The organism is Peribacillus sp. NPDC097198, from assembly GCF_044762055.1.
In the GTDB taxonomy this organism is placed as follows: Bacteria; Bacillota; Bacilli; order Bacillales; family DSM-1321; genus Peribacillus.
On the sequence record NZ_JBIWDO010000007.1, the window covers coordinates 203,303 to 222,893 of the forward strand.

General features: G+C 43.2%; 22 protein-coding genes. 20 read left to right on the top strand and 2 right to left on the bottom strand.

From position 1 onward, the window contains the following. The first annotated feature begins 284 nt into the window (after nt 1-284). The 7 genes from ACIQXQ_RS14415 to ACIQXQ_RS14445 all read left to right on the top strand — a co-directional run bounded on the left by ACIQXQ_RS14415 (nt 285) and on the right by ACIQXQ_RS14445 (nt 6,254). Nucleotides 285-746, top strand: coding sequence for a PRC-barrel domain-containing protein (locus ACIQXQ_RS14415; RefSeq protein WP_402958329.1), 462 nt, complete (start codon nt 285-287; stop codon nt 744-746). Further along, complete coding sequence (locus ACIQXQ_RS14420; RefSeq protein WP_402869707.1) at nt 736-954, top strand: hypothetical protein; 219 nt, start codon at nt 736-738, stop codon at nt 952-954. The genes ACIQXQ_RS14415 and ACIQXQ_RS14420 overlap by 11 nt, the downstream gene beginning before the upstream one ends. A 208-nt stretch (nt 955-1,162) precedes the next feature. Continuing rightward, complete coding sequence (locus tag ACIQXQ_RS14425; RefSeq protein ID WP_402958331.1) at nt 1,163-2,239, top strand: AI-2E family transporter; 1,077 nt, start codon at nt 1,163-1,165, stop codon at nt 2,237-2,239. 308 nt (nt 2,240-2,547) lie between these two features. Next, on the top strand, nt 2,548-5,184 hold the full coding sequence (alaS, locus tag ACIQXQ_RS14430; protein ID WP_402958333.1) for an alanine--tRNA ligase: 2,637 nt from the start codon (nt 2,548-2,550) through the stop codon (nt 5,182-5,184). Between the two features lie 67 nt (nt 5,185-5,251). Then, nucleotides 5,252-5,521 carry an IreB family regulatory phosphoprotein gene (locus tag ACIQXQ_RS14435; protein WP_402869701.1) on the top strand — a complete coding sequence of 90 codons (270 nt, stop codon included), beginning with the start codon at nt 5,252-5,254 and terminating at the stop codon, nt 5,519-5,521. Continuing rightward, entirely contained in the window at nt 5,521-5,946 is a 426-nt protein-coding gene (gene ruvX / locus ACIQXQ_RS14440) for a Holliday junction resolvase RuvX (RefSeq protein ID WP_402869699.1), read from the top strand. The genes ACIQXQ_RS14435 and ruvX overlap by 1 nt, the downstream gene beginning before the upstream one ends. Nucleotides 5,947-5,957: 11 nt before the next feature. Further along, entirely contained in the window at nt 5,958-6,254 is a 297-nt protein-coding gene (locus ACIQXQ_RS14445) for a DUF1292 domain-containing protein (RefSeq protein WP_402869697.1), read from the top strand. Between the two features lie 58 nt (nt 6,255-6,312). Here ACIQXQ_RS14445 and ACIQXQ_RS14450 read toward each other — a convergent pair whose 3' ends face one another. Next, nucleotides 6,313-6,468, bottom strand: a complete 156-nt coding sequence (locus tag ACIQXQ_RS14450; protein WP_402869695.1) for a hypothetical protein — start codon at nt 6,466-6,468, stop codon at nt 6,313-6,315. Nucleotides 6,469-6,805: 337 nt separating this feature from the next. On the opposite strand from ACIQXQ_RS14450, the gene mltG reads away from it, so the two are divergent. The 8 genes from mltG (at nt 6,806) to ACIQXQ_RS14490 (ending at nt 15,044) form a co-directional block, all read left to right on the top strand. Then, nucleotides 6,806-7,942, top strand: a complete 1,137-nt coding sequence (mltG, locus tag ACIQXQ_RS14455) for an endolytic transglycosylase MltG (protein ID WP_402958335.1) — start codon at nt 6,806-6,808, stop codon at nt 7,940-7,942. A 257-nt stretch (nt 7,943-8,199) separates the two neighbouring features. Next, complete coding sequence (locus ACIQXQ_RS14460; RefSeq protein ID WP_402869691.1) at nt 8,200-8,865, top strand: O-methyltransferase; 666 nt, start codon at nt 8,200-8,202, stop codon at nt 8,863-8,865. Then, nucleotides 8,852-9,781 carry a peptidase U32 family protein gene (locus tag ACIQXQ_RS14465; RefSeq protein ID WP_402958337.1) on the top strand — a complete coding sequence of 310 codons (930 nt, stop codon included), beginning with the start codon at nt 8,852-8,854 and terminating at the stop codon, nt 9,779-9,781. The genes ACIQXQ_RS14460 and ACIQXQ_RS14465 overlap by 14 nt, the downstream gene beginning before the upstream one ends. Before the next feature lie 24 nt (nt 9,782-9,805). After that, the gene (locus tag ACIQXQ_RS14470; RefSeq protein ID WP_402869687.1) at nt 9,806-11,077 is read left to right on the top strand and encodes a peptidase U32 family protein; all 1,272 of its coding nucleotides are present in this window, start codon (nt 9,806-9,808) and stop codon (nt 11,075-11,077) included. Nucleotide 11,078: 1 nt separating this feature from the next. Beyond that, nucleotides 11,079-11,717 (top strand): uridine kinase, encoded by a 639-nt coding sequence (gene udk, locus ACIQXQ_RS14475; RefSeq protein WP_402869685.1) that lies wholly within the window; start codon nt 11,079-11,081, stop codon nt 11,715-11,717. A gap of 278 nt (nt 11,718-11,995) precedes the next feature. Next, the gene (gene greA, locus ACIQXQ_RS14480; RefSeq protein WP_402869683.1) at nt 11,996-12,472 is read left to right on the top strand and encodes a transcription elongation factor GreA; all 477 of its coding nucleotides are present in this window, start codon (nt 11,996-11,998) and stop codon (nt 12,470-12,472) included. 92 nt (nt 12,473-12,564) lie between these two features. After that, nucleotides 12,565-14,316, top strand: coding sequence for a peptidoglycan D,D-transpeptidase FtsI family protein (locus tag ACIQXQ_RS14485; protein ID WP_402958340.1), 1,752 nt, complete (start codon nt 12,565-12,567; stop codon nt 14,314-14,316). An 86-nt stretch (nt 14,317-14,402) separates the two neighbouring features. Next, nucleotides 14,403-15,044 (top strand): YrrS family protein, encoded by a 642-nt coding sequence (locus ACIQXQ_RS14490; RefSeq protein ID WP_402958342.1) that lies wholly within the window; start codon nt 14,403-14,405, stop codon nt 15,042-15,044. A 41-nt stretch (nt 15,045-15,085) separates the two neighbouring features. Here the strand turns inward: ACIQXQ_RS14490 and ACIQXQ_RS14495 are convergent, their stop codons facing one another. Beyond that, nucleotides 15,086-15,298 (bottom strand): DUF2536 family protein, encoded by a 213-nt coding sequence (locus tag ACIQXQ_RS14495; protein WP_402958344.1) that lies wholly within the window; start codon nt 15,296-15,298, stop codon nt 15,086-15,088. A 137-nt stretch (nt 15,299-15,435) separates the two neighbouring features. Between ACIQXQ_RS14495 and ACIQXQ_RS14500 the strand changes: the two genes are divergently transcribed. The 5 genes from ACIQXQ_RS14500 (at nt 15,436) to ACIQXQ_RS14520 (ending at nt 19,325) form a co-directional block, all read left to right on the top strand. Continuing rightward, nucleotides 15,436-16,074 carry a class I SAM-dependent DNA methyltransferase gene (locus ACIQXQ_RS14500; RefSeq protein ID WP_402958346.1) on the top strand — a complete coding sequence of 213 codons (639 nt, stop codon included), beginning with the start codon at nt 15,436-15,438 and terminating at the stop codon, nt 16,072-16,074. 16 nt (nt 16,075-16,090) lie between these two features. Beyond that, a complete protein-coding gene (gene mtnN / locus ACIQXQ_RS14505) occupies nt 16,091-16,786 on the top strand; it encodes a 5'-methylthioadenosine/S-adenosylhomocysteine nucleosidase (RefSeq protein ID WP_402958348.1) in 696 nt (231 codons plus the stop codon). 105 nt (nt 16,787-16,891) lie between these two features. Continuing rightward, nucleotides 16,892-17,815, top strand: a complete 924-nt coding sequence (locus ACIQXQ_RS14510; protein WP_402958350.1) for a PLP-dependent cysteine synthase family protein — start codon at nt 16,892-16,894, stop codon at nt 17,813-17,815. A 1-nt stretch (nt 17,816) separates the two neighbouring features. Continuing rightward, complete coding sequence (locus ACIQXQ_RS14515) at nt 17,817-18,953, top strand: bifunctional cystathionine gamma-lyase/homocysteine desulfhydrase (RefSeq protein WP_402958352.1); 1,137 nt, start codon at nt 17,817-17,819, stop codon at nt 18,951-18,953. A gap of 105 nt (nt 18,954-19,058) precedes the next feature. Next, nucleotides 19,059-19,325, top strand: a complete 267-nt coding sequence (locus tag ACIQXQ_RS14520; RefSeq protein ID WP_402958354.1) for a YrhC family protein — start codon at nt 19,059-19,061, stop codon at nt 19,323-19,325. The last annotated feature ends 266 nt before the right edge of the window (nt 19,326-19,591 follow it).

The following is a 19,591-nucleotide window of genomic DNA, read 5'->3' on the forward strand; positions in this document are numbered from 1 at the left end:
GGAAGGTACGAGACTCCTGCGGGAAAAGCGTGTCTACGGGAGACCCCGCAGGCGAAAGCCGAGGAGGCTTGCGGACCGCCCGCGGAAAGCGAGTACCTGGAGTGAAAATCAACGTCCACATCGTACGCCATAAAATATATAGACAAACTCGATTTTTATTGAGTTTATCTACATTCTGAGGACCGGGAAACCGGTCTTTTTTTTTGCTGAAAAAGGAATGGAAAACCTTTCAGTACATCTAATGGAGGGGAGGAAGCAATACTAAAAATGTTCGGAGGGGCGGGATGACTTTGCGGACGTTTTCTGTATTGAAGGGGTTGCCGGTTTTTACTGCCCAGGGTGAGAAAATCGGGATGGTTCACGATTTGTCACTATCAGATGCTGGGCTGGTGAACGGTCTGGTCATCCATCGGCAAGCATTATTCAAGAAGGATCTTCTTCTGGAACTGGAAGATGTCTTTTCCTTTGGTCCCGATGGGGTCGTCCTGCAACAGGATATGACACCAAAGAAAATGATGGACGATTCCATCTGGTTCTCAAAGGATGAGGTAGTGGGTCGTATGCTTCTTTCAGAAATGGGCGACGAGCTAGGCTTACTGCAGGATGTATATTTTCTGGAAAAAATGGGCACGATTATAGCGTATGAAACAACGGATGGTTTTTTCTCAGAATCGACAGTGATTGAGTCAAAACAACCACCTACTTTAGGGAAGGATGCCATCATTGTTTCAGTTTATGAACAGTGAGGTGTCCATTTTGGAAATACAATGTCCGAATTGTCGCAGTAAGGATGTCGGGAAAATTGGTGTAAACCAATTTTATTGCTGGAATTGTTTTATAGAAATGACCATTTCTGAAGGTTTGATCAACACGCATCAGGTCGAAGAAGATGGAAGTTTAAGTTCTTTGGATGATTTGTTCGAGGAAAATGACCGCCGCTTCAAATGTAATTAACGGAAGAGGTGCATGTAATGGCTAGACGATTCATGAACATGATGAATTCTAAAACGATAAACAAAAAAATGAAGAGAATTCGAAAGAAAATAAAATCGATGCTCTAACCATTTGAAAAGGCGATGCAATGACTGCATCGCTTTTCTAGTATATGGGTATGAAAAACCCTTCCCCTTCGAATAATAAGTGGGCTAGGGAGGTGGGTAAGGTGAGTATTCGCATGAAATGGTTTTATCGACTCGGTTTTTTGTTGCTCTTATTTTTCATCATCTATATTTTTATGAAACTGAAGCCTATGTGGGGGCCCGTCGTTACGGTGGTTTTAACGGTCCTACTGCCATTTTTCATCGGAGCGTTCATTAGTTACTTGCTGCATCCGGTCGTGGAATTTTTGAACAAAAAAGGGTTGCGCCGTTGGCTATCGATTGTGATTATTTATTTGGTTTTTTTCGGAGGAATCGGATTTGTGGTATATAAGGGAATTCCCATGATGACCAGTCAAGTACGGGAACTTTCGGAGAGTGTTCCGGAACTGGTTGAACAATATCGGAGCAGGGTGGAAAAGCTTAATCATCAAACGGCAGACTGGCCGTTCGGGATCCACGAACGATTCGAGGAAGGCGTTGTCCTTTTTGAAAATTGGTTAAGTGAAATGCCGGAAAAGCTGATGGACTTCGCTTTGAAACTATTCGATTTCGTCCTTTTAATTGGCATCATCCCATTCATCGCTTTTTATATCCTGAAAGATTTTGCTTCTTTGAAAAGGATGGCCTGGTACATGACGCCGAAAAGGTGGCGCAAGCAGGGCCGTGCCTTTGTCCAAGATGTCGATGCTTCTCTTGGGGGATATATCCGGGGACAGATTATCGTATGTGCTGCGATCGGCGTGATTTCATCCTTGCTTTTTTGGATCACCGGGATGGAATATCCTTTATTATTGGGTGCAATCATCGGGATAACGAACGTAATCCCTTATTTTGGTCCTATCATCGGGGCCATTCCAGCGGTCATCATAGCCGCTACCATTTCTGTCAAAATGGTGATCATCGTCGTTGTCATCGTGGCCATCCTGCAATTTCTTGAAGGGAATATTTTGTCGCCACTCATTGTCGGGAAAAGCCTTCATATGCACCCACTTTTCATCATGTTTGCCCTCCTGGCTGGTGGTGAGGTAGGCGGAATTATTGGAATGGTGCTTGCGATCCCGATTTTGGCCATTTTGAAAGTTTTCGTGCAGCATGCCAGGGTTCATTTCAGAAAGAGGCCGCCGCTTGTTGACAAATAAAACTCTTGTGAATATAATCCAATACATAAGATAATTCGTTGAAGGACGAAGTATGCTGAAGACCATCTAAAAGAGAGGCATCCCCTTAGGCTGAAAGGGATGGCGAGGTGAAGAGCAGCAGAAAGCTAGTCCGGAGAGCAGTTAATACCTGCCGTCTTGCCGCGTTAAGGCATTTATGAAGGTGATGGACAAGGTGTTGTATGTGTCCATAATCAGGGTGGTACCGCGAGTTGACTCTCGTCCCTGTTTTTGGGATGGGAGTTTTTGTCGTGCGCAAAATTACATATTTTTTAGAGGAGGATATATAGATGAAGTATTTAACTGGTGCTCAAATCCGCCAAATGTATTTAGATTTCTTTAGTGAAAAAGGTCATAATATCGAACCAAGCGCGTCATTGGTTCCGCATGAAGATCCATCATTGCTATGGATCAATTCCGGGGTAGCCACATTGAAAAAATATTTTGACGGACGGGTGATTCCTGAGAATCCAAGAATTACGAATGCTCAAAAAGCAATCCGTACAAATGATATCGAGAACGTGGGGAAAACAGCACGTCATCATACATTCTTTGAAATGCTTGGTAACTTCTCCATTGGTGAGTACTTTAAAGAAGAAGCGATCACATGGGCTTGGGAATTCCTGACCGACGAAAAGTGGATTGGTTTCGACAAAGAAAAGTTAGCCGTAACCATCCATCCGGAAGATGAAGAAGCATTCGAGATTTGGAACAAGAAAATCGGCATTCCTGCTGAACGAATCATTCGTCTGGAAGAAAACTTCTGGGATATCGGTGAAGGTCCGAGTGGCCCGAATACGGAGATTTTTTATGATCGTGGACCTGAATATGGAGATGACCCGAATGACCCAGAATTATTCCCAGGTGGCGAAAATGAACGTCATCTAGAAGTCTGGAACCTTGTGTTCTCTCAATTCAACCATAATCCGGACGGTTCTTACACACCGCTTCCAAAGAAAAATATAGATACAGGCATGGGGCTTGAGCGTATGGCTTCTGTCGTGCAGAATGTAGCAACCAACTATGATACGGACCTCTTCACGCCGATCATTCATGCGGTAGAAGAAATCGCCGATGTGAAATATGGTGTCGATTCCGAGAAAGATGTGGCATTCAAAGTCATCGCCGACCATATCCGGACCGTGGCATTCGCTGTTGGGGATGGGGCACTTCCATCCAATGAAGGAAGAGGCTATGTATTACGTCGTTTACTGCGCAGAGCGGTTCGCTATGCTAAGCAAATCAACATCAACCGTCCATTCATGTTTGAACTTGTGACAGTGGTGGGCGAAATCATGAAGGATTTCTACCCAGAAGTTCTCGACAAGAAGGACTTCATTGCGAAAGTGGTCAAAAATGAAGAAGAACGTTTCCATGAAACGCTTCATGATGGTCTTGCAATCCTTTCTGAAGTCATCAAGAAGGAAAAAGAAAAAGGCAACACGGTCATTCCTGGTAGCGATGCATTCCGTTTGTATGATACATACGGCTTCCCGATTGAGTTGACGGAGGAATATGCGGAAGAAGAAGGCATGACAGTTGACCAAGATGGCTTCGCAAAAGAGATGGAAGCGCAACGCGAACGTGCACGTTCTGCTCGCCAAGATGTAGACTCCATGCAAATCCAAGGTGGAATATTAGGTGAGATTAAAGTCGAAAGTGAATTTGTCGGATATGAACAAGCTTCAATTGAAGCGAAAATCGTAGCCATCGTGAAAAATGGTGAGCTTACGACGGAAGCACATGAAGGCGAAGATGTACAGGTAATCCTGGATAAAACGCCATTCTATGCGGAAAGCGGCGGGCAGATTGCCGATAAAGGAACGCTTGTGAGTGAATTGGTGAAAGTGGATGTCCTTGATGTGCAAAAAGCACCGAATGGCCAAAACCTACACCGTGTCACGGTTACGGCGGGTACATTAACAACTGATGCAACAGTCATGGCAGCGGTCAATCAAGAAAACCGCATCCAGATTACGAAAAACCACACGGCTACACATCTTCTACACCAAGCTTTGAAGGATGTCTTAGGAACGCATGTCAATCAAGCCGGATCGCTTGTACAAGCGGAACGCCTTCGTTTTGACTTCTCACACTTCGGTCAGATTACGGCAGAAGAAATTGAACAAATCGAAACGATTGTAAACGAGAAAATTTGGCAAAGCTTACAAGTGAATACGGAATATAAAAATATCGAAGAAGCAAAAGCGATGGGTGCGATGGCCCTATTCGGTGAGAAATATGGCAAGATTGTCCGTGTCGTTCAAATAGGCGACTATAGCCTTGAGCTATGTGGTGGTGTCCATGTACCGAATACAGCGGTGATCGGCTTATTCAAAATTGTTTCTGAAAGTGGCATCGGGGCGGGTACACGCCGGATTGAAGCCGTTACAGGAGCTGGAGCCTACAACTTGATGGCTGAACAGATTCATGTATTGAAGGATGCAGCGTCTAAATTGAAAACGAATATGAAAGATGTTCCTGCAAGAATCGAAACCATTTTGGCGGATGCTAAAGAACTTCAACGTGAGAACGACAGCCTTGCTGCTAAATTAAGCAATATCGAAGCGGGAAGCCTTGTTTCGAACGTAAAAGAAATCAATGGCGTGAAAGTCCTTGTGGCCAAAGTCCAAGCTACTGACATGAATAATTTACGTGCAATGGCAGATGAGTTAAAACAAAAACTTGATTCAGTCATTATCGTGTTGGGATCGGCTCAAGGAGAAAAAGTCAACTTAATAGCCGGCGTTACGAAAGATTACATCGATCGCGGTTTCCATGCAGGTAAATTGATTAAAGAAGTCGCTACACGTTGCGGTGGCGGAGGCGGTGGACGCCCAGATATGGCACAAGCAGGTGGGAAAGACCCAGAAAAATTGGATGCGGCACTTAATTTTGTTGAAGAATGGGTCCTAACGATTTCATAATCAGTGAAAAGTGTTGTACAATGAGGTAATGATGGAATTCTAAGACGCTGAGGAGAGGTGTATGATAATGAGTTCCTTTGATAAAACGATGAAGTTCAATTTCCCTGAAGAACCATTCGAAAGAGATGTTCAGCAAGTCTTGTCAAAAGTGTATGTGGCTCTCCAGGAAAAAGGGTATAATCCGATTAACCAGATTGTCGGTTATTTATTATCAGGTGACCCGGCCTATATCCCGCGCCATATGGATGCTCGCAACTTAATCCGCAAGCTGGAACGCGATGAAATCATTGAAGAATTGGTCAAATCGTATCTTAAGAACCATCGAGAGGAATACTAATGCGCACAATGGGTCTTGATTTAGGTTCAAAAACCATCGGTGTCGCCGTGAGTGACGCGATGGGTTGGACTGCACAAGGATTGGAAACAATCAAAATTAACGAAGCTGGAAACGAATTCGGCTTAAAACGTCTCAAGGAAATCATACAAGAATACGAAGTTTCTAAGATTGTCATTGGTCTCCCGAAAAACATGAACGGAACCATTGGCCCGCGCGGCGAAATCAGTCAAGAATTCGCCAAGCGCTTAGAATGGAAATTCAAGCTGCCAGTGTTTCTCTGGGACGAACGGTTGACAACGATGGCAGCTGAACGTGTCCTTCTCGAGGCGGACGTGAGCCGAAGTAAACGCAAGAAAGTCATTGATAAAATGGCAGCTGTCATGATTCTACAAGGGTTCTTGGACAGACAAACAAATTCAATATGAGGTGAAGATAAATGGAACACGGTGAAAACAATATTACAGTAGTAGATGAGAATGGTAACGAACAGCTTTGTGAGATCTTATTCACATTTGACTCTGAGAAATTCAACAAATCTTACGTACTTTATTACCCAATGTCTGCTGAAGATGACGAGGAAGAAATTGAAATCCACGCTTCATCATTCACACCAAGTGAAGACAGCAAAGATGGTGAGCTTGCTCCAATCGAAACTGAAGAAGAGTGGGATCTAGTCGAGGAAATGTTGAATACATTCCTTGATAATGAAGAAGCAGAAGAAGAAGGAAGATAATTTCTCAAAAACTGGCCTTGTATCCCAAGGCCAGTTTTTTTAGTATGTCCCCATTCCCTTATCTTTTCTCCACAAACAAGAGAATAAAAGTAGCGACTGGACCTAAAACTAATGATAATAGAAACCAATTTAAACCTGTTCTGTTTTTACCCTGGGCAATTCCAGCATTGATTAATGCTAATGTGCCCCACCCCATGACATAGGAATTATCCATTTTTTCCACACCCTTCCACGCCCTTCCACACTAAAAGGATTTTATCATGAATATCTAAATAGTTGTATGAATTAAAGGAACTGATACAACGAAGTTCGGAAAATTCATTGTATTTACATAGACGGGAACCTATCACTTTATTCCTATAAAGTAACCACCTTCTATTGACAAAACTGGCCTTCTTTTGCCATAAATAGAGTAGGAACGAAGGTAGTTATACAAAAAACATGTATTTATTTGTAGGTTTTAGTATAATATTCGAAGCAAAGTTATTCTTAGAGAAAGCATCTTCTAGAAACAATCTGTAGTGGGTGTGCAGTTTGCAGGGGGAATGGAAATGGATGAAAAGAATCAAAAGCTATCTAAAAAACAACATATTCGAATGAAGATGCTAGAACAACAAGGGGAGGCCAAGCTTGTCCGTAAAATTATCATGATTACGATTGCTGCACTTATTTTAATTGTAGGGATAGTCGTCCTTGTGGGATTCTTCTATATTAACTCGGCGATGAAGCCCTTTGATCCAGAGGATGATACGATCAAGACGGTGAAAATACCGATTGGTTCCTCCATTAGTGATATTTCGATTTTGCTTGAAGAGCAGGAAATCATCAAAGACGCGCGTGTTTTCAAATATTATATTAAGTTCCGAAATGAATCCGGCTTTCAGGCAGGAGAGTATAAGCTCTCTCCATCGATGCCAATCAAGGATATTGTGACGAGCATCAAAACCGGGAAACTGATGAAAGAGGCCGTCCTTAGGATAACGATTCCGGAAGGCAAGCAGCTAGTCCAAATAGCCGATATTATCGCTGTGAAGACAGATCAAGACTCTAAAGAGATATTTAAGAAATTGAATAATGAGGAATTCGTAAAATCCATGCAAACGAGATTCCCTGAGCTTCTGACATCGGAAATCGATAATGAAAATGTCGTATATCCACTTGAAGGGTACCTGTATCCGGCAACCTATGACTTTTATGAAGAAAAACCATCCATTGAATCCATGGTAGTGGAGATGCTCCAGAAAACGGAGGAAACCCTTCAGCCATTCGAATCACTGATGGAGAAAAAAGAGTATACGGCCCACCAGTTACTGACGTTTGCCTCACTCGTTGAAGAAGAAGCAACAGCTCAGGTCGATCGCAAAACCATTGCTTCCGTCTTTTATAATCGACTCAAGGAAGATATGCCATTACAAACGGATCCTACCGTTTTGTATGCAAAAGGCTCACACAAAGACAGGGTCCTATACAAAGACCTTGAGGTGAAATCACCATATAATACGTACAAAAACAAAGGCCTGACTCCAGGCCCGATCGCTAACGCCGGAAAGTCCTCGATTGAAGCGGTCTTAAAGCCTAAGAAGACCGATTACCTTTATTTCTTGGCTACACCTGAAGGAGAAGTTCTATATTCCAAAACACTGGAAGAGCACAATAATAAAAAGGCACAGCATATTACCAATAAATAAATGGCAAGGCCAATAGGGACTAAGGGGAGAGGGATATTACTTTCCCCTTGTTTTTATGATAGAATAGTAAACGTAAAAATTTCAGATCCGATTTTATTGATGACTGTAACTCGGCTTTTGCCGGGTTTTATTTTGAAAAGATAAGGAAACGTAGATAGTCAAGTGATGCTGGTTCTAGTTCGTTTTGTATATGATGCGGAATTTCATTGAGAGCCGGCCAAGACGCTTTCGTTTTTTTTATCATTGGAGGAAATGTCTTGAACGGAAAAATAGACCAATATCTTCACGACTTACTTCCGGAACGTACCGGATTGATTAAGGAGCTAGAGGATTTTGCAAGGGAACATAATGTACCGATCATGGAGCCTGAAGGAATAGAGGTGCTGCTACAGATTTTGAGGCTTCACCAACCGAAGGCCATATTGGAAGTGGGCGCAGCAATCGGATATTCGGCGATTAGAATGGCAGAAACCTTACCGGATGTGCGTATTGTCACGCTGGAACGGAATGAAGCGCGTATTGAACAGGCGAAGGCGAACATAGCCAAGTCTGGTCTTTCGGAGCGAATCACACTCATAGAAGGCGATGCACTAGAAGCAGGGCCTCACGTGAAGGATCATGGCCCGTTCGACATCATCTTTGTGGATGCAGCGAAAGGACAGTACAAGCGTTTCTTTGAGCTGTTCGAACCTTTCCTGAATGAAGCTGGCATAATCATTACTGATAATGTATTATTTAAAGGCTTGGTTGCTGAAAACATCGAAGAGATGGAAATGACGAGACGTAAGCGAGCGCTTATTAGAAAAATAAAAGACTTTAATATTTGGCTGCATGACCATCCTCATTACGATACCGTGATTTTACCGATTGGTGATGGTGTAGCTATTAGTAAACATAGAGGTGACAAACATGAAAAAGCCTGAATTACTGGTGACTCCGATAAATATCGCACATCTAGCTGAACTGATCGAGGCGGGTGCTGATGCATTCGTAATCGGTGAGCAGCGTTATGCGCTTCGTTTAGCGGGGGAGTTCACTCGTGTGGACGTTAAGAAGGCAATTGAAATGGCGCATACTGCAGGTAAAAAAGTATACGTGTCCATGAATGCAATCTTTCATAATGATAAAGTGGACGAGCTTGAAGACTATATAGCTTTCCTACAAGAAGCAGGAGCTGACCGGATTATCTACGGTGACCCCGCAGTCCTGATGGCTGTAAGGGCTGTTGCCCCTGATATGCCATTACATTGGAACACAGAGATGACGGTTACCAACTGGTACACCTGTAATTACTGGGGGAAACGCGGAGCGGTGCGGGCCGTTGCAGCCCGTGAAATCAGCTTGGACGAAATCATCGAAATGAAGGAGCATGCCGAAGTTGAAATTGAAGTTCAAGTTCACGGCATGACATGTATGTTCCAGTCGAAGCGTACGCTACTTGGCAACTATTTCGAGTACCAAGGCAAGGCGTTGAAAGTCGGAAACCGAACAGAACAAAAGAATATGTTCCTGCATGATACGGAACGTGAAAATAAATACCCGATATATGAAGATGAAAACGGTACGCATATCATGAGTCCGAATGATATGTGCATGATTGATGAACTTCAGGAATTGATGGAAGCGGAAATGGATTCCCTGAAAATCGATGGGGTCCTGAAAACGTCCGAATACATTGTAGCGGTCACAAGATTATACCGTGAGGCGATAGATTTATGTGCGGATGATCCAGATCGCTATGAGGATGTCAAAATGGAATTGTTCGAAAAAGTCCAAGCGATTCAACCTGATAACCGTGAGTTAGATACCGGATTCTTCTTTAAAGAATCGGTTTATTAAGTAAGGGAAAGAGGAGGAATAGCCTTGAATGCTATTGCTGATAAAATTTCCAAGATAGTTGATGGAAAGAGAGTCATTGTAAAAAAACCTGAATTGCTGGCTCCTGCTGGTAATCTGGAAAAACTAAAAATTGCTGTCCATTATGGCGCAGATGCCGTATTCATTGGCGGACAGGAATATGGTCTACGTTCGAATGCCGGAAACTTCACGTTTGAAGAAATGAAGGAAGGCGTCGAATTCGCTAAAAAGTACGGGGCGAAAATATATGTGACTACGAATATCTATGCCCATAATGAAAATATCGATGGTCTTGAAGAATATATGGAAGGCCTTCGTGATACGGGGATTCATGGGATTATCGTGGCAGATCCATTGATCATCGAAACGTGTAAGCGTGTGGCTCCGGAAGTAGAAATTCATCTGAGCACGCAACAGTCGCTTACGAACTGGAAGGCTGTCCAGTATTGGAAAGAAGAAGGTCTGGAGCGTGTCGTGCTAGCTCGTGAGACGAGTGCTGATGAAATCCGTGAAATGAAGGAAAAAGTCGACATCGAAATTGAAACCTTCATACATGGGGCAATGTGTATTGCCTATTCAGGCCGTTGCACACTTTCCAACCATATGACGGCACGTGACTCCAACCGGGGAGGATGCTGTCAGTCTTGCCGTTGGGATTATGACTTGTACGAATTGAATCAGGATGGGGAGAAAGCGTTATTCGATAAAGAAGATGCACCATTCGCGATGAGTCCGAAAGATTTGAAGTTGATCGAATCCTTGCCAGGCATGATTGAAATTGGGATTGATAGTTTAAAAGTCGAAGGCCGGATGAAATCCATTCACTACATCGCAACGGTAATCAGTGTCTACCGTAAAGTGATTGATGCGTATTGCGCAGATCCGGATCATTACGAGATTCAACCTGAATGGTTGGAAGAGCTTGATAAATGTGCAAACCGTGAGACGGCTTCATCGTTCATGGAGGGGGAAATCCCTGGGTATAAACAACAAATGTTCGGGAATCATACCGTAAAGACTCGCTTTGACTTCGCTGGATTGGTACTTGATTATAATGAGGAAACTCAAATTGCTACCTTACAGCAGCGTAACTTCTTCAAGCCTGGTGATGAAGTGGAATTCTTCGGACCCGAGATTGAGAACTTTACTCAAAAAATCGGCATTATCTGGGATGAAATGGGTAAAGAGTTGGACGCAGCACGTCATCCGCTTCAAATTGTCCGCATTCAAGTAGATAAGCCGGTATATGTGAACAATATGATGCGTAAGGAGAATTAACATGACAAGGAAAAAACCAGTAGTCATCGGAGTTACCGGTGGGTCGGGATCAGGTAAAACAAGTGTAACACGCTCAATTTTTGAATTCTTCAATGGACATTCCATCTTGATGCTCGAACAAGATTATTATTATAAAGATCAAAGCCACTTGCCGTTTGAGGAACGCTTGAAAACGAATTATGATCATCCGTTTGCATTCGATAATGACTTATTGATTGAACACATCAATGCATTATTGAAATATGAAACGATTCAGAAACCGGTTTATGATTACGCGAATCATACGCGGTCAGATGAAATCATAACGGTTGAACCACAAGACGTCATCATTCTTGAAGGAATCTTGGTATTGGAAGACCAACGCCTAAGAGACTTGATGGATATGAAGCTCTATGTGGATACAGATGCAGATTTGCGAATCCTTCGACGTATGACTCGTGATATTAAAGAGCGTGGCCGTTCCTTGGATTCTGTCATCGATCAATATATCAGCGTCGTTCGCCCGATGCATAATCAGTTCATCGAACCGACGAAACGATATGCCGATATCATCATTCCTGAAGGTGGGCAAAACCATGTGGCAATTGACCTCATGGTAACAAAAATACAAACAATCCTTGAACAAAAGTCTTTTTTGTAATAACATAGCATAAATAATGATAGGTGCCATTTTACCTCATATATATAAAAATCCCAATTATTTATAGGGAAAGACTGGACAAATGTTGGAAAACACAATAATCTATTCTTGATACAGAACGAACCGGCTGCTTAATGCAGTCGGTTTATATACTAAGGGACGGTTGTTCCGTAGTGGCATGTGATTATATATATTTTTTTTCGGGTAAGCACTTATAGAGTACATAAACTGGTCACGGCGGGATGTCAGCTGTGAAGAATTTGAAGGAGTGAAGGGTTTTGGCAATTGAAAAAGTATATCCAATGACTAACGAAGGTAAAGCGAAGTTAGAACAGGAACTAGAACATTTAAAGTCGGTTAAACGTAAAGAAGTGGTGGAAAGAATCAAAATCGCCCGTAGTTTTGGCGATCTTTCAGAGAACTCTGAGTATGATTCTGCAAAAGAAGAGCAAGCATTTGTTGAAGGTCGTATCACTACCATCGAAAACATGATTCGTAATGCTAAAATCATTGAAGACAATGATTTGAATACAGATACAGTAACTCTTGGTAAGTCTGTAACATTCATAGAACTTCCAAATGGTGATGAAGAAACGTATTCCATCGTGGGTAGCGTTGAAGCAGATCCATTCGAAGGCAAAATCTCGAATGATTCTCCCATTGCCAAAAGCTTGATTGGGAAAAAAGTTGGCGACAAAGTATCAATCCTAACGCCAGGCGGCGAAATGAGCGTCAAAATCGTTTCTATTAGCTAATAGCGTTTTCCAGGAGGATGTCCATGAGGGCATCCTCTTTTTAGTGTTTAAAAATCCGAACCTCGTCAACAATGGTAACGAGGTGTTTCTATATGAAAAAGAAACGAATGAGGATACTTGCAGTTGTCTTGGCTATGTTCATGCTGATGCTCATTGGCCGAATAGCTTATATCCAACTAGTGTCTACAGAATCCTTTTCCAAGCATGATGTGAATTTAATAGAAGCAAGTGTAAACCAACGCTCGCAAATTTTAAAGATTGACGACGGACGGGGGAAGTTTTACGACCGAAATGGCATTCCACTTGCCCATGAAGAAATCCCGACACTTGTTTTGTTTCCGTTTTTAAATAAGATGAACTGGCCTATAGATCAAGTCGCCTCCATAATCGGCAGGACGGAATGGGAACTGAGACAGTCGATCGCAGAAGCGAAAGATCCCTTTGTTTTTGGTGGGGATGACCCGATCGAGCTAACCTTGGATCAGTCCAAGGCAATCAATGAATTGAAAATCCCTGGCGTATTTGCGGTGAACGAAAAGCTATATCATGATCAAATACCCGCCGCACAATTGATTGGTACAACGAATATATCGGATGCCGAAAAGAAAAAGCGCTACCCGGATATGCAGCTTTCTGCAGATACGAAAATTGGCAATACGGGTTTGCAAAGGACATTTGATGAGTTCTTACTTTCCGATGGAGAATCAAAGCTCGTATTTCATGTCGATGCCAGTGGGGGTCCGATGTTTGGCGTGGACGTAAAATATGTGGAACCTGCCAACCCTCTTTACCCCGTCAAAGTGATCACGACCATCGATAAGAGCATTCAAGAAGAAGCAGAGAAGCTCGTGGATGAGCGCGGGATTAAAAAAGGTGGACTTGTGCTGATTGATATTGAAAAAAGCGAAATCGTGGCCATGGTGTCCCGCCCCGCCCTTAATAAAAAGGACCCCAATGGCGAAGGTGCCATCAATACGATGCTCACTCAAAAAACGCCCGGATCCGTTTTTAAAACGGTAACGGCAGCAGCTGTCATTGATTACGAGGCTGCGAGCCCGACTAGAACGTTTGATTGTGATAAAACGATTGAAGGGGAAGCCGATAAACAGAGAGAGCTTGGCAGGCTGAATTTTGAGAATAGCTTTGCCCAGAGCTGTAACAGGACATTTGCCGAATTATCGAAGGAAATCGCCGTAAAGGATCCGGACTTTTTGGATAAATATGCTGAAATGTTGGGGTTGGTTGGCCAATCCGGATGGCAGGGGGATGTTTACCATACGGCCGTCACCCAGTTGTACCATGAACAAAAAGGAAAGGTATGGCATGATGAACAATTGAAAAAGGATCCGAAAATGATTGCCAAGACATCCATTGGTCAACAGGATGTCCAAACCACACCACTTGCCATTGCCAATATGATGGCGACCATTGCAAGAGGAGGGAAGAAAGAACAGGTCAAAGCAGTTTCGAAGGTAGAATTCGACAACGGCACGACAGTAGTCGACTTTCCTACACAAACAATGGCGGGAGATACAGTGAAGCCTTATACGGCGATGAAATTGCAACATCTTTTACGAAAGGTGGTCACGGAAGTGAAAGGGACCGGTGCTTCTCTAAAGAACCTTCCTGTTGAGGTCGCAGGGAAATCGGGGACTGCACAGACTAACATTGAAAAAGGGGAGCTCAATAAATGGTTTGCTGGGTATTTTCCGTATGAAAATCCCAAATATGCACTGGTTACGGTGAATTTTGAAACAAATGAAAGTAGTTCCAGCATGACGCCTCTATTTTCAGATATTGTAAATGTTCTATATAGCAAGGACCAGAATATACGCGAGAATTGACGAAAAGTGTAGGAAACCTTCCCCTTCTATCTCCAGCTGAATCATGATAGAATGAGGCTGAAAGTAAAGGTAGGGAGGAATGGATCTTGAGTTCTAGATTCAATCAGAGAGATCAAAAACGAAAATTAAATAAAATTTATAATATCGCGATTACCATCGTATCCATTCTCATTGTCATTGTGGCAGCCACGATTTTCCTTAGTGATGACGATTCCACAGAAAAAGCGACAACCGAGCCGAAACAAACCACTGAAAAACAACAGAAGAAAGCTGAGAAAACAGAGAAAAAAGAAGATGCACCAGGAGTCGAGGAAGAAGAAGCAGATGAAGAAGATTCAGAAGCGACAGATACGACTGAGGAAGATAAGGACAAGGATGCTGAGCTTGTAGAAGTGGAGGCAAGCGGAGATGGCAATGTCGAGAAGGCTTATACGAGTGAGGGTTGGAAACCGGTTGGTACAGAGCAATCGGGTGAACATACGACAAGCTTCGAAAAGGGTTCGGTTGACTGGAATGAAATGCGTAAGGCGATTGCCCTTGGAGCTGGTGTGGACGAAGGCAGCATGAAGTTATGGTGGTTACAAAACGGTGGATCTCCGAGTACGGCCATCGGCACTGTTTCAGATGGAAACGAATCACAAACGTATCGTGTACATATCGAGTGGGTGGACGGTTCTGGATGGAGACCAGTCAAAGTCGAAGAATTGAAAGTGAATGATAAAAAGTAAGCATGAAAATCCCGAAAAGCGATGGCTTTCCGGGATTTTTTTCATTTTTTCGCTTTAAAATGGACGACGGCGCTATAGAAGCGGCGTCCTTCTTCACTAACATACATTTGGTGTGATACGGAGTGCACCTGTAGCAAGATCGCTTTGTTGATCTCGATTTGGGATTGGATCTTTTCTTCTAGGCTCTTGATGCTTTCCGCTTCGAAAAATTCAATTTTATCTTCGAATAAATTTAAGTCAAGTTGAAAATCCATACTATATTCCTCCAAGGTTTTGATAGTGTTAGTGTACCATCAAATCTGGTGAAACTGCCTAAAAAATGCGAACCGTTTTTGTTTACTCTCATATTCTGTTCATAGGTATGATTATTTCTCATAAAAAGGTGATTAATATGGGCAGAGAGTTTTTGGAACTATTTGATGAATGGTCTAAATCGTATGATGAATCCGTCAAGGGACAGGATATTGAATATCAAGAGGTTTTTAAGCACTATGACAAAATATTGGATAGTGTCGCGAGCCGGTCCCATGGCCATGTATTGGAGTTTGGGGTGGGAACGGGGAACTTGACGGAACGGATGATAAAAGCCGGTCTCACGGTATCTGGGATCGAACCATCTCCAGCCATGAGAGAAATAGCAATCAGAAAGTTACAGGATAAAACGGAAATCGTGGATGGTGATTTCATCGACTTTCCGATGCCGAAACAGGTCGATTCAATCGTTAGTACGTATGCTTTTCACCATTTAACGGATGAAGAAAAAGAAAAAGCCATTGCCAACTATGGAAAGTTACTGAATGCTGGTGGTAGAATAGTGTTTGCGGATACCATGTATCAATCAAAAGAAGCGCATGATCAAGCGATTCGGGATGCAGAGGATGCAGGCTTTCATAATTTGGCGAAGGATTTGCAAACAGAATATTACACGACGATTCCTTTTTTGGAAAAAGTGCTTGTAAAACATGGGTTCACTGTGAATTTTGAGCGTTGCAACTCATTTGTTTGGATTATGGAGGCGGAAAAAATATAGGAAGAGGTTTTTACTAATGAAGGTAGCCATAATCGGAGCAATGGAAGAAGAAGTTACGATTTTACGCGATAAATTGGAAGGGCTGGAACAGGTGACGATTGCCGGTTCGGAATTCAATATAGGGTCATTGAATGGAATCGAGGTCATTTTGCTTAAATCAGGAATCGGAAAAGTGAATGCGGCCATGTCGACCGCAATCCTTTTGGAAAAGTTCAAACCGGATGCAGTCATTAATACGGGATCTGCAGGTGGATATCACCCTGATTTGAATGTCGGCGATGTCGTCATTTCAACTGAAGTGCGCCATCATGATGTGGATGTAACGATTTTTGGCTATGAATATGGTCAAGTGCCACAACTGCCTGCTGCTTTCATCCCGGATGAAAAGCTATTCACAATAGCAGAAGAAGCGGCTAAAGAAATTAAAGATATCCAAGTGGCAAAAGGATTGATCGTGACGGGTGATTCGTTCATGAATGATCCGGTTCGTGTCGAATTCGTCAGAGGTAAATTCTCTAATTTATATGCGGTAGAAATGGAAGCGGCAGCAATCGCTCAGGTTGCACATCAATTCCAGACACCGTTTGTTATTATTCGCTCGCTTTCGGATATCGCTGGCAAGGAGTCCAATGTTTCCTTTGATCAATTCCTGGAAACGGCGGCGCTTCATTCAGCAGAACTGATTCTGAAAATGGTTGAAAAAATGAAATAAGCCACAAAACAGCTAGTGATCAGCGGAAGCCATTCCGCTGATTATTCTTTATCTCCACCTTTAAACCAACTAAGCTTCTAAGAAAACTTAGAGAGGATGTCCACTATGAAGGTCATTCACAGCATACATGATTTGATTGGCAAGACGCCCATGATGGAAATCACTTCTTTCACGATTCCGAATGATGTCCGGATTTATGCTAAATTGGAATTCCTCAATCCTGGGGGAAGCGTGAAGGATCGTCTTGGCCAAGAACTTTTGAAGCAAGCGTTTGCCACGGGAGCATTAAAAAGAGGTGGGACCATTATCGAACCGACCGCTGGAAATACAGGGATAGGTTTAGCCTTGGCAGCGATTAACCAGGGTGTCGATGTGGTTTTTTGTGTACCGGAGCAATTCAGTAGCGAGAAGCAGGAGCTGATGCGTGCTCTTGGGGCAAAAGTTGTGCAAACCCCCACTGAAGACGGTATGAAAGGAGCCATTGCCAAATCAAAGGAACTTCTTGCCGAAATTCCTGGTGCATACTGTCCTCAACAGTTTGCCAATCCCTCGAATCCGGAGACATATTATAAAACACTTGGTCCGGAAATTTGGGAGCAGCTCAATGGCAGGATCGATGTATTTGTTGCCGGTGCGGGAACTGGAGGAACCTTCATGGGGACATCCCGATATTTAAAAGAACAAAACCCTGCAGTCAAAACCGTCATCGTCGAACCGGAGGGATCCATCTTAAACGGCGGGAAAACGGGACCCCATAAAACAGAAGGAATCGGCATGGAGTTTTTACCCGCTTACATGGATGAGGCGTATTTTAATCAGATTCATACGATAACCGATCAAGAGGCCTTTGCCAAGGTGAAAGAATTAGCCTTGAAAGAAGGACTGCTCGTCGGGAGTTCCTCTGGTGCTGCGTTTGCCGCGGCCTTGATGGAAGCGGAAAAGGCCCGGGCAGGTACAAATATCGTCGTCGTTTTTCCGGATTCCAGCGAGCGTTATTTAAGCAAAAATATTTATCGGGGAGGCCTATGAAGTGAGGAAGAAGACGCAATTGATTCATGGAGGCATTTTTGGCGATCAAAAAACAGGGGCCGTATCGGTGCCAATCTATCAGGTAAGCACATACAAACAGGATGGGCCTGGAAAGCACAGGGGCTATGAGTACTCCCGTACCGGCAATCCGACCCGCCATGCTCTCGAGGAATTGATCAAGGAGCTTGAAGGGGGGAAACGGGGATTTGCCTTCGGTTCCGGAATGGCGGCAATGACGGCTGTGATGATGCTCTTTAATCAAGGGGATCATGTCTTGCTGACTGATGACGTTTATGGAGGCTCTTTTCGGGTGATGACAAAAATCCTGAACCGTTTTGGGCTGGAGGCCACCTTTATCGATACGAGTGATATAGACTCTATAGAAAAAGGGATTAAGCAGAATACAAAAGCGCTGTTCATTGAATCCCCGACCAATCCTTTATTGAAAATCACCGATCTTGAAGAAATAGCTAAAATAGCGAAGGCACACCACCTGCTAACCATTGTGGATAATACGTTCAGTACTCCATATTGGCAAAATCCGCTTACGCTCGGGGCAGATATCGTTCTCCATAGTGCAACGAAGTATCTTGGGGGCCACAGTGACGTTGTGGCTGGTCTTGCCGTCGTGAATGACGAAAAACTAGGGGAAGACCTTCACTTTGTCCAGAACTCCACAGGAGGCGTGCTGGGGCCTCAAGATTCCTGGTTGTTGATGCGCGGAATGAAAACACTCGGCATTCGAATGGAAGAACACGAAAGGACCACCTCGGCAATTGTCCGTTTCCTAACCGGGCATGAATCAATTTCAAAGGTGTATTATCCAGGCCTCGTCAATCATCCCAACCATGAAATAGCCAAAAAGCAATCCCGGGGTTTTGGTGGCATGGTCTCATTCGATGTCGGCAGTGGTGAGAAGGCAGAACGGGTGCTTCAAAAAGTGAAATACTTCACCCTTGCTGAAAGCCTTGGGGCTGTGGAGAGCCTTATATCGGTTCCGGCCTTGATGACTCATGCCTCGATTCCAGCCGAACGACGCGCAAACTTAGGCATCACGGATGGACTAATCCGAATATCCGTAGGGCTGGAAGATGTGGAAGACCTCTTGGAAGATCTAGAACAGGCGTTAGAAGGATAGAACCACTTACACAGTTTCCTCCCATTATTTACACCCAACCATTTGGAATTAATATGGTAGAATGAGATATAGATTGTTTACTAGAAGAAAGAAGGGGTGAATGGGATGAAAAACCGTAAAAATCAAACGGCAGCTGCTCTACGTTCCAAAATGGCGGATTTTAAACAATTTGCGATCACCTTATTATGTGTAGGAGCGTTCTTTTATTTAGGAACGATACTGCCTACAACCGGAAAAACGGACCTTTCCACCAATGTCTATATGGGAGCGACTGTACTCTTCCTCGGTTTGTCCATCCTCTTTTTCCTTATATCCAAAAAATATAAAAAAATCTTGGACGAAAGCGATGACCAAGATTTTTTACAACAATAGCAATCAAGCCTGATTCTCCTAGTGTAACTGGGGAATCAGGCTTTTTTTATTACCTTATGTTCTGGAACAGAAAAAATTTCTAAAATTACAAAAAGTCTATTTACAAAACGTTATTTATTGGATATACTTACCAAATAATATTCCAAAGGAGGTCGAAGAAGATGAGAACTTATTTACTTGAAATCAACATTAAGCTGATTAGCTGGATCTTGCCAACAAACAATCATATACTATTCGACCTGTGCCATGCGGAATATTCTTAAAGC

Bases quoted from the DNA above. Each gene is read 5' to 3' on its own strand.
- ACIQXQ_RS14415 (WP_402958329.1), top strand. From the start codon at position 285: ATGACTTTGCGGACGTTTTCTGTATTGAAGGGGTTGCCGGTTTTTACT.
- ACIQXQ_RS14420 (WP_402869707.1), top strand. From the start codon at position 736: ATGAACAGTGAGGTGTCCATTTTGGAAATACAATGTCCGAATTGTCGC.
- alaS (WP_402958333.1), top strand. From the start codon at position 2,548: ATGAAGTATTTAACTGGTGCTCAAATCCGCCAAATGTATTTAGATTTC.
- ACIQXQ_RS14435 (WP_402869701.1), top strand. From the start codon at position 5,252: ATGAGTTCCTTTGATAAAACGATGAAGTTCAATTTCCCTGAAGAACCA.
- ruvX (WP_402869699.1), top strand. From the start codon at position 5,521: ATGCGCACAATGGGTCTTGATTTAGGTTCAAAAACCATCGGTGTCGCC.
- ACIQXQ_RS14445 (WP_402869697.1), top strand. From the start codon at position 5,958: ATGGAACACGGTGAAAACAATATTACAGTAGTAGATGAGAATGGTAAC.
- ACIQXQ_RS14450 (WP_402869695.1), bottom strand. From the start codon at position 6,468: ATGGATAATTCCTATGTCATGGGGTGGGGCACATTAGCATTAATCAAT.
- mltG (WP_402958335.1), top strand. From the start codon at position 6,806: ATGGATGAAAAGAATCAAAAGCTATCTAAAAAACAACATATTCGAATG.
- ACIQXQ_RS14465 (WP_402958337.1), top strand. From the start codon at position 8,852: ATGAAAAAGCCTGAATTACTGGTGACTCCGATAAATATCGCACATCTA.
- udk (WP_402869685.1), top strand. From the start codon at position 11,079: ATGACAAGGAAAAAACCAGTAGTCATCGGAGTTACCGGTGGGTCGGGA.
- ACIQXQ_RS14485 (WP_402958340.1), top strand. From the start codon at position 12,565: ATGAAAAAGAAACGAATGAGGATACTTGCAGTTGTCTTGGCTATGTTC.
- ACIQXQ_RS14495 (WP_402958344.1), bottom strand. From the start codon at position 15,298: ATGGATTTTCAACTTGACTTAAATTTATTCGAAGATAAAATTGAATTT.
- ACIQXQ_RS14500 (WP_402958346.1), top strand. From the start codon at position 15,436: ATGGGCAGAGAGTTTTTGGAACTATTTGATGAATGGTCTAAATCGTAT.
- mtnN (WP_402958348.1), top strand. From the start codon at position 16,091: ATGAAGGTAGCCATAATCGGAGCAATGGAAGAAGAAGTTACGATTTTA.
- ACIQXQ_RS14510 (WP_402958350.1), top strand. From the start codon at position 16,892: ATGAAGGTCATTCACAGCATACATGATTTGATTGGCAAGACGCCCATG.
- ACIQXQ_RS14520 (WP_402958354.1), top strand. From the start codon at position 19,059: ATGAAAAACCGTAAAAATCAAACGGCAGCTGCTCTACGTTCCAAAATG.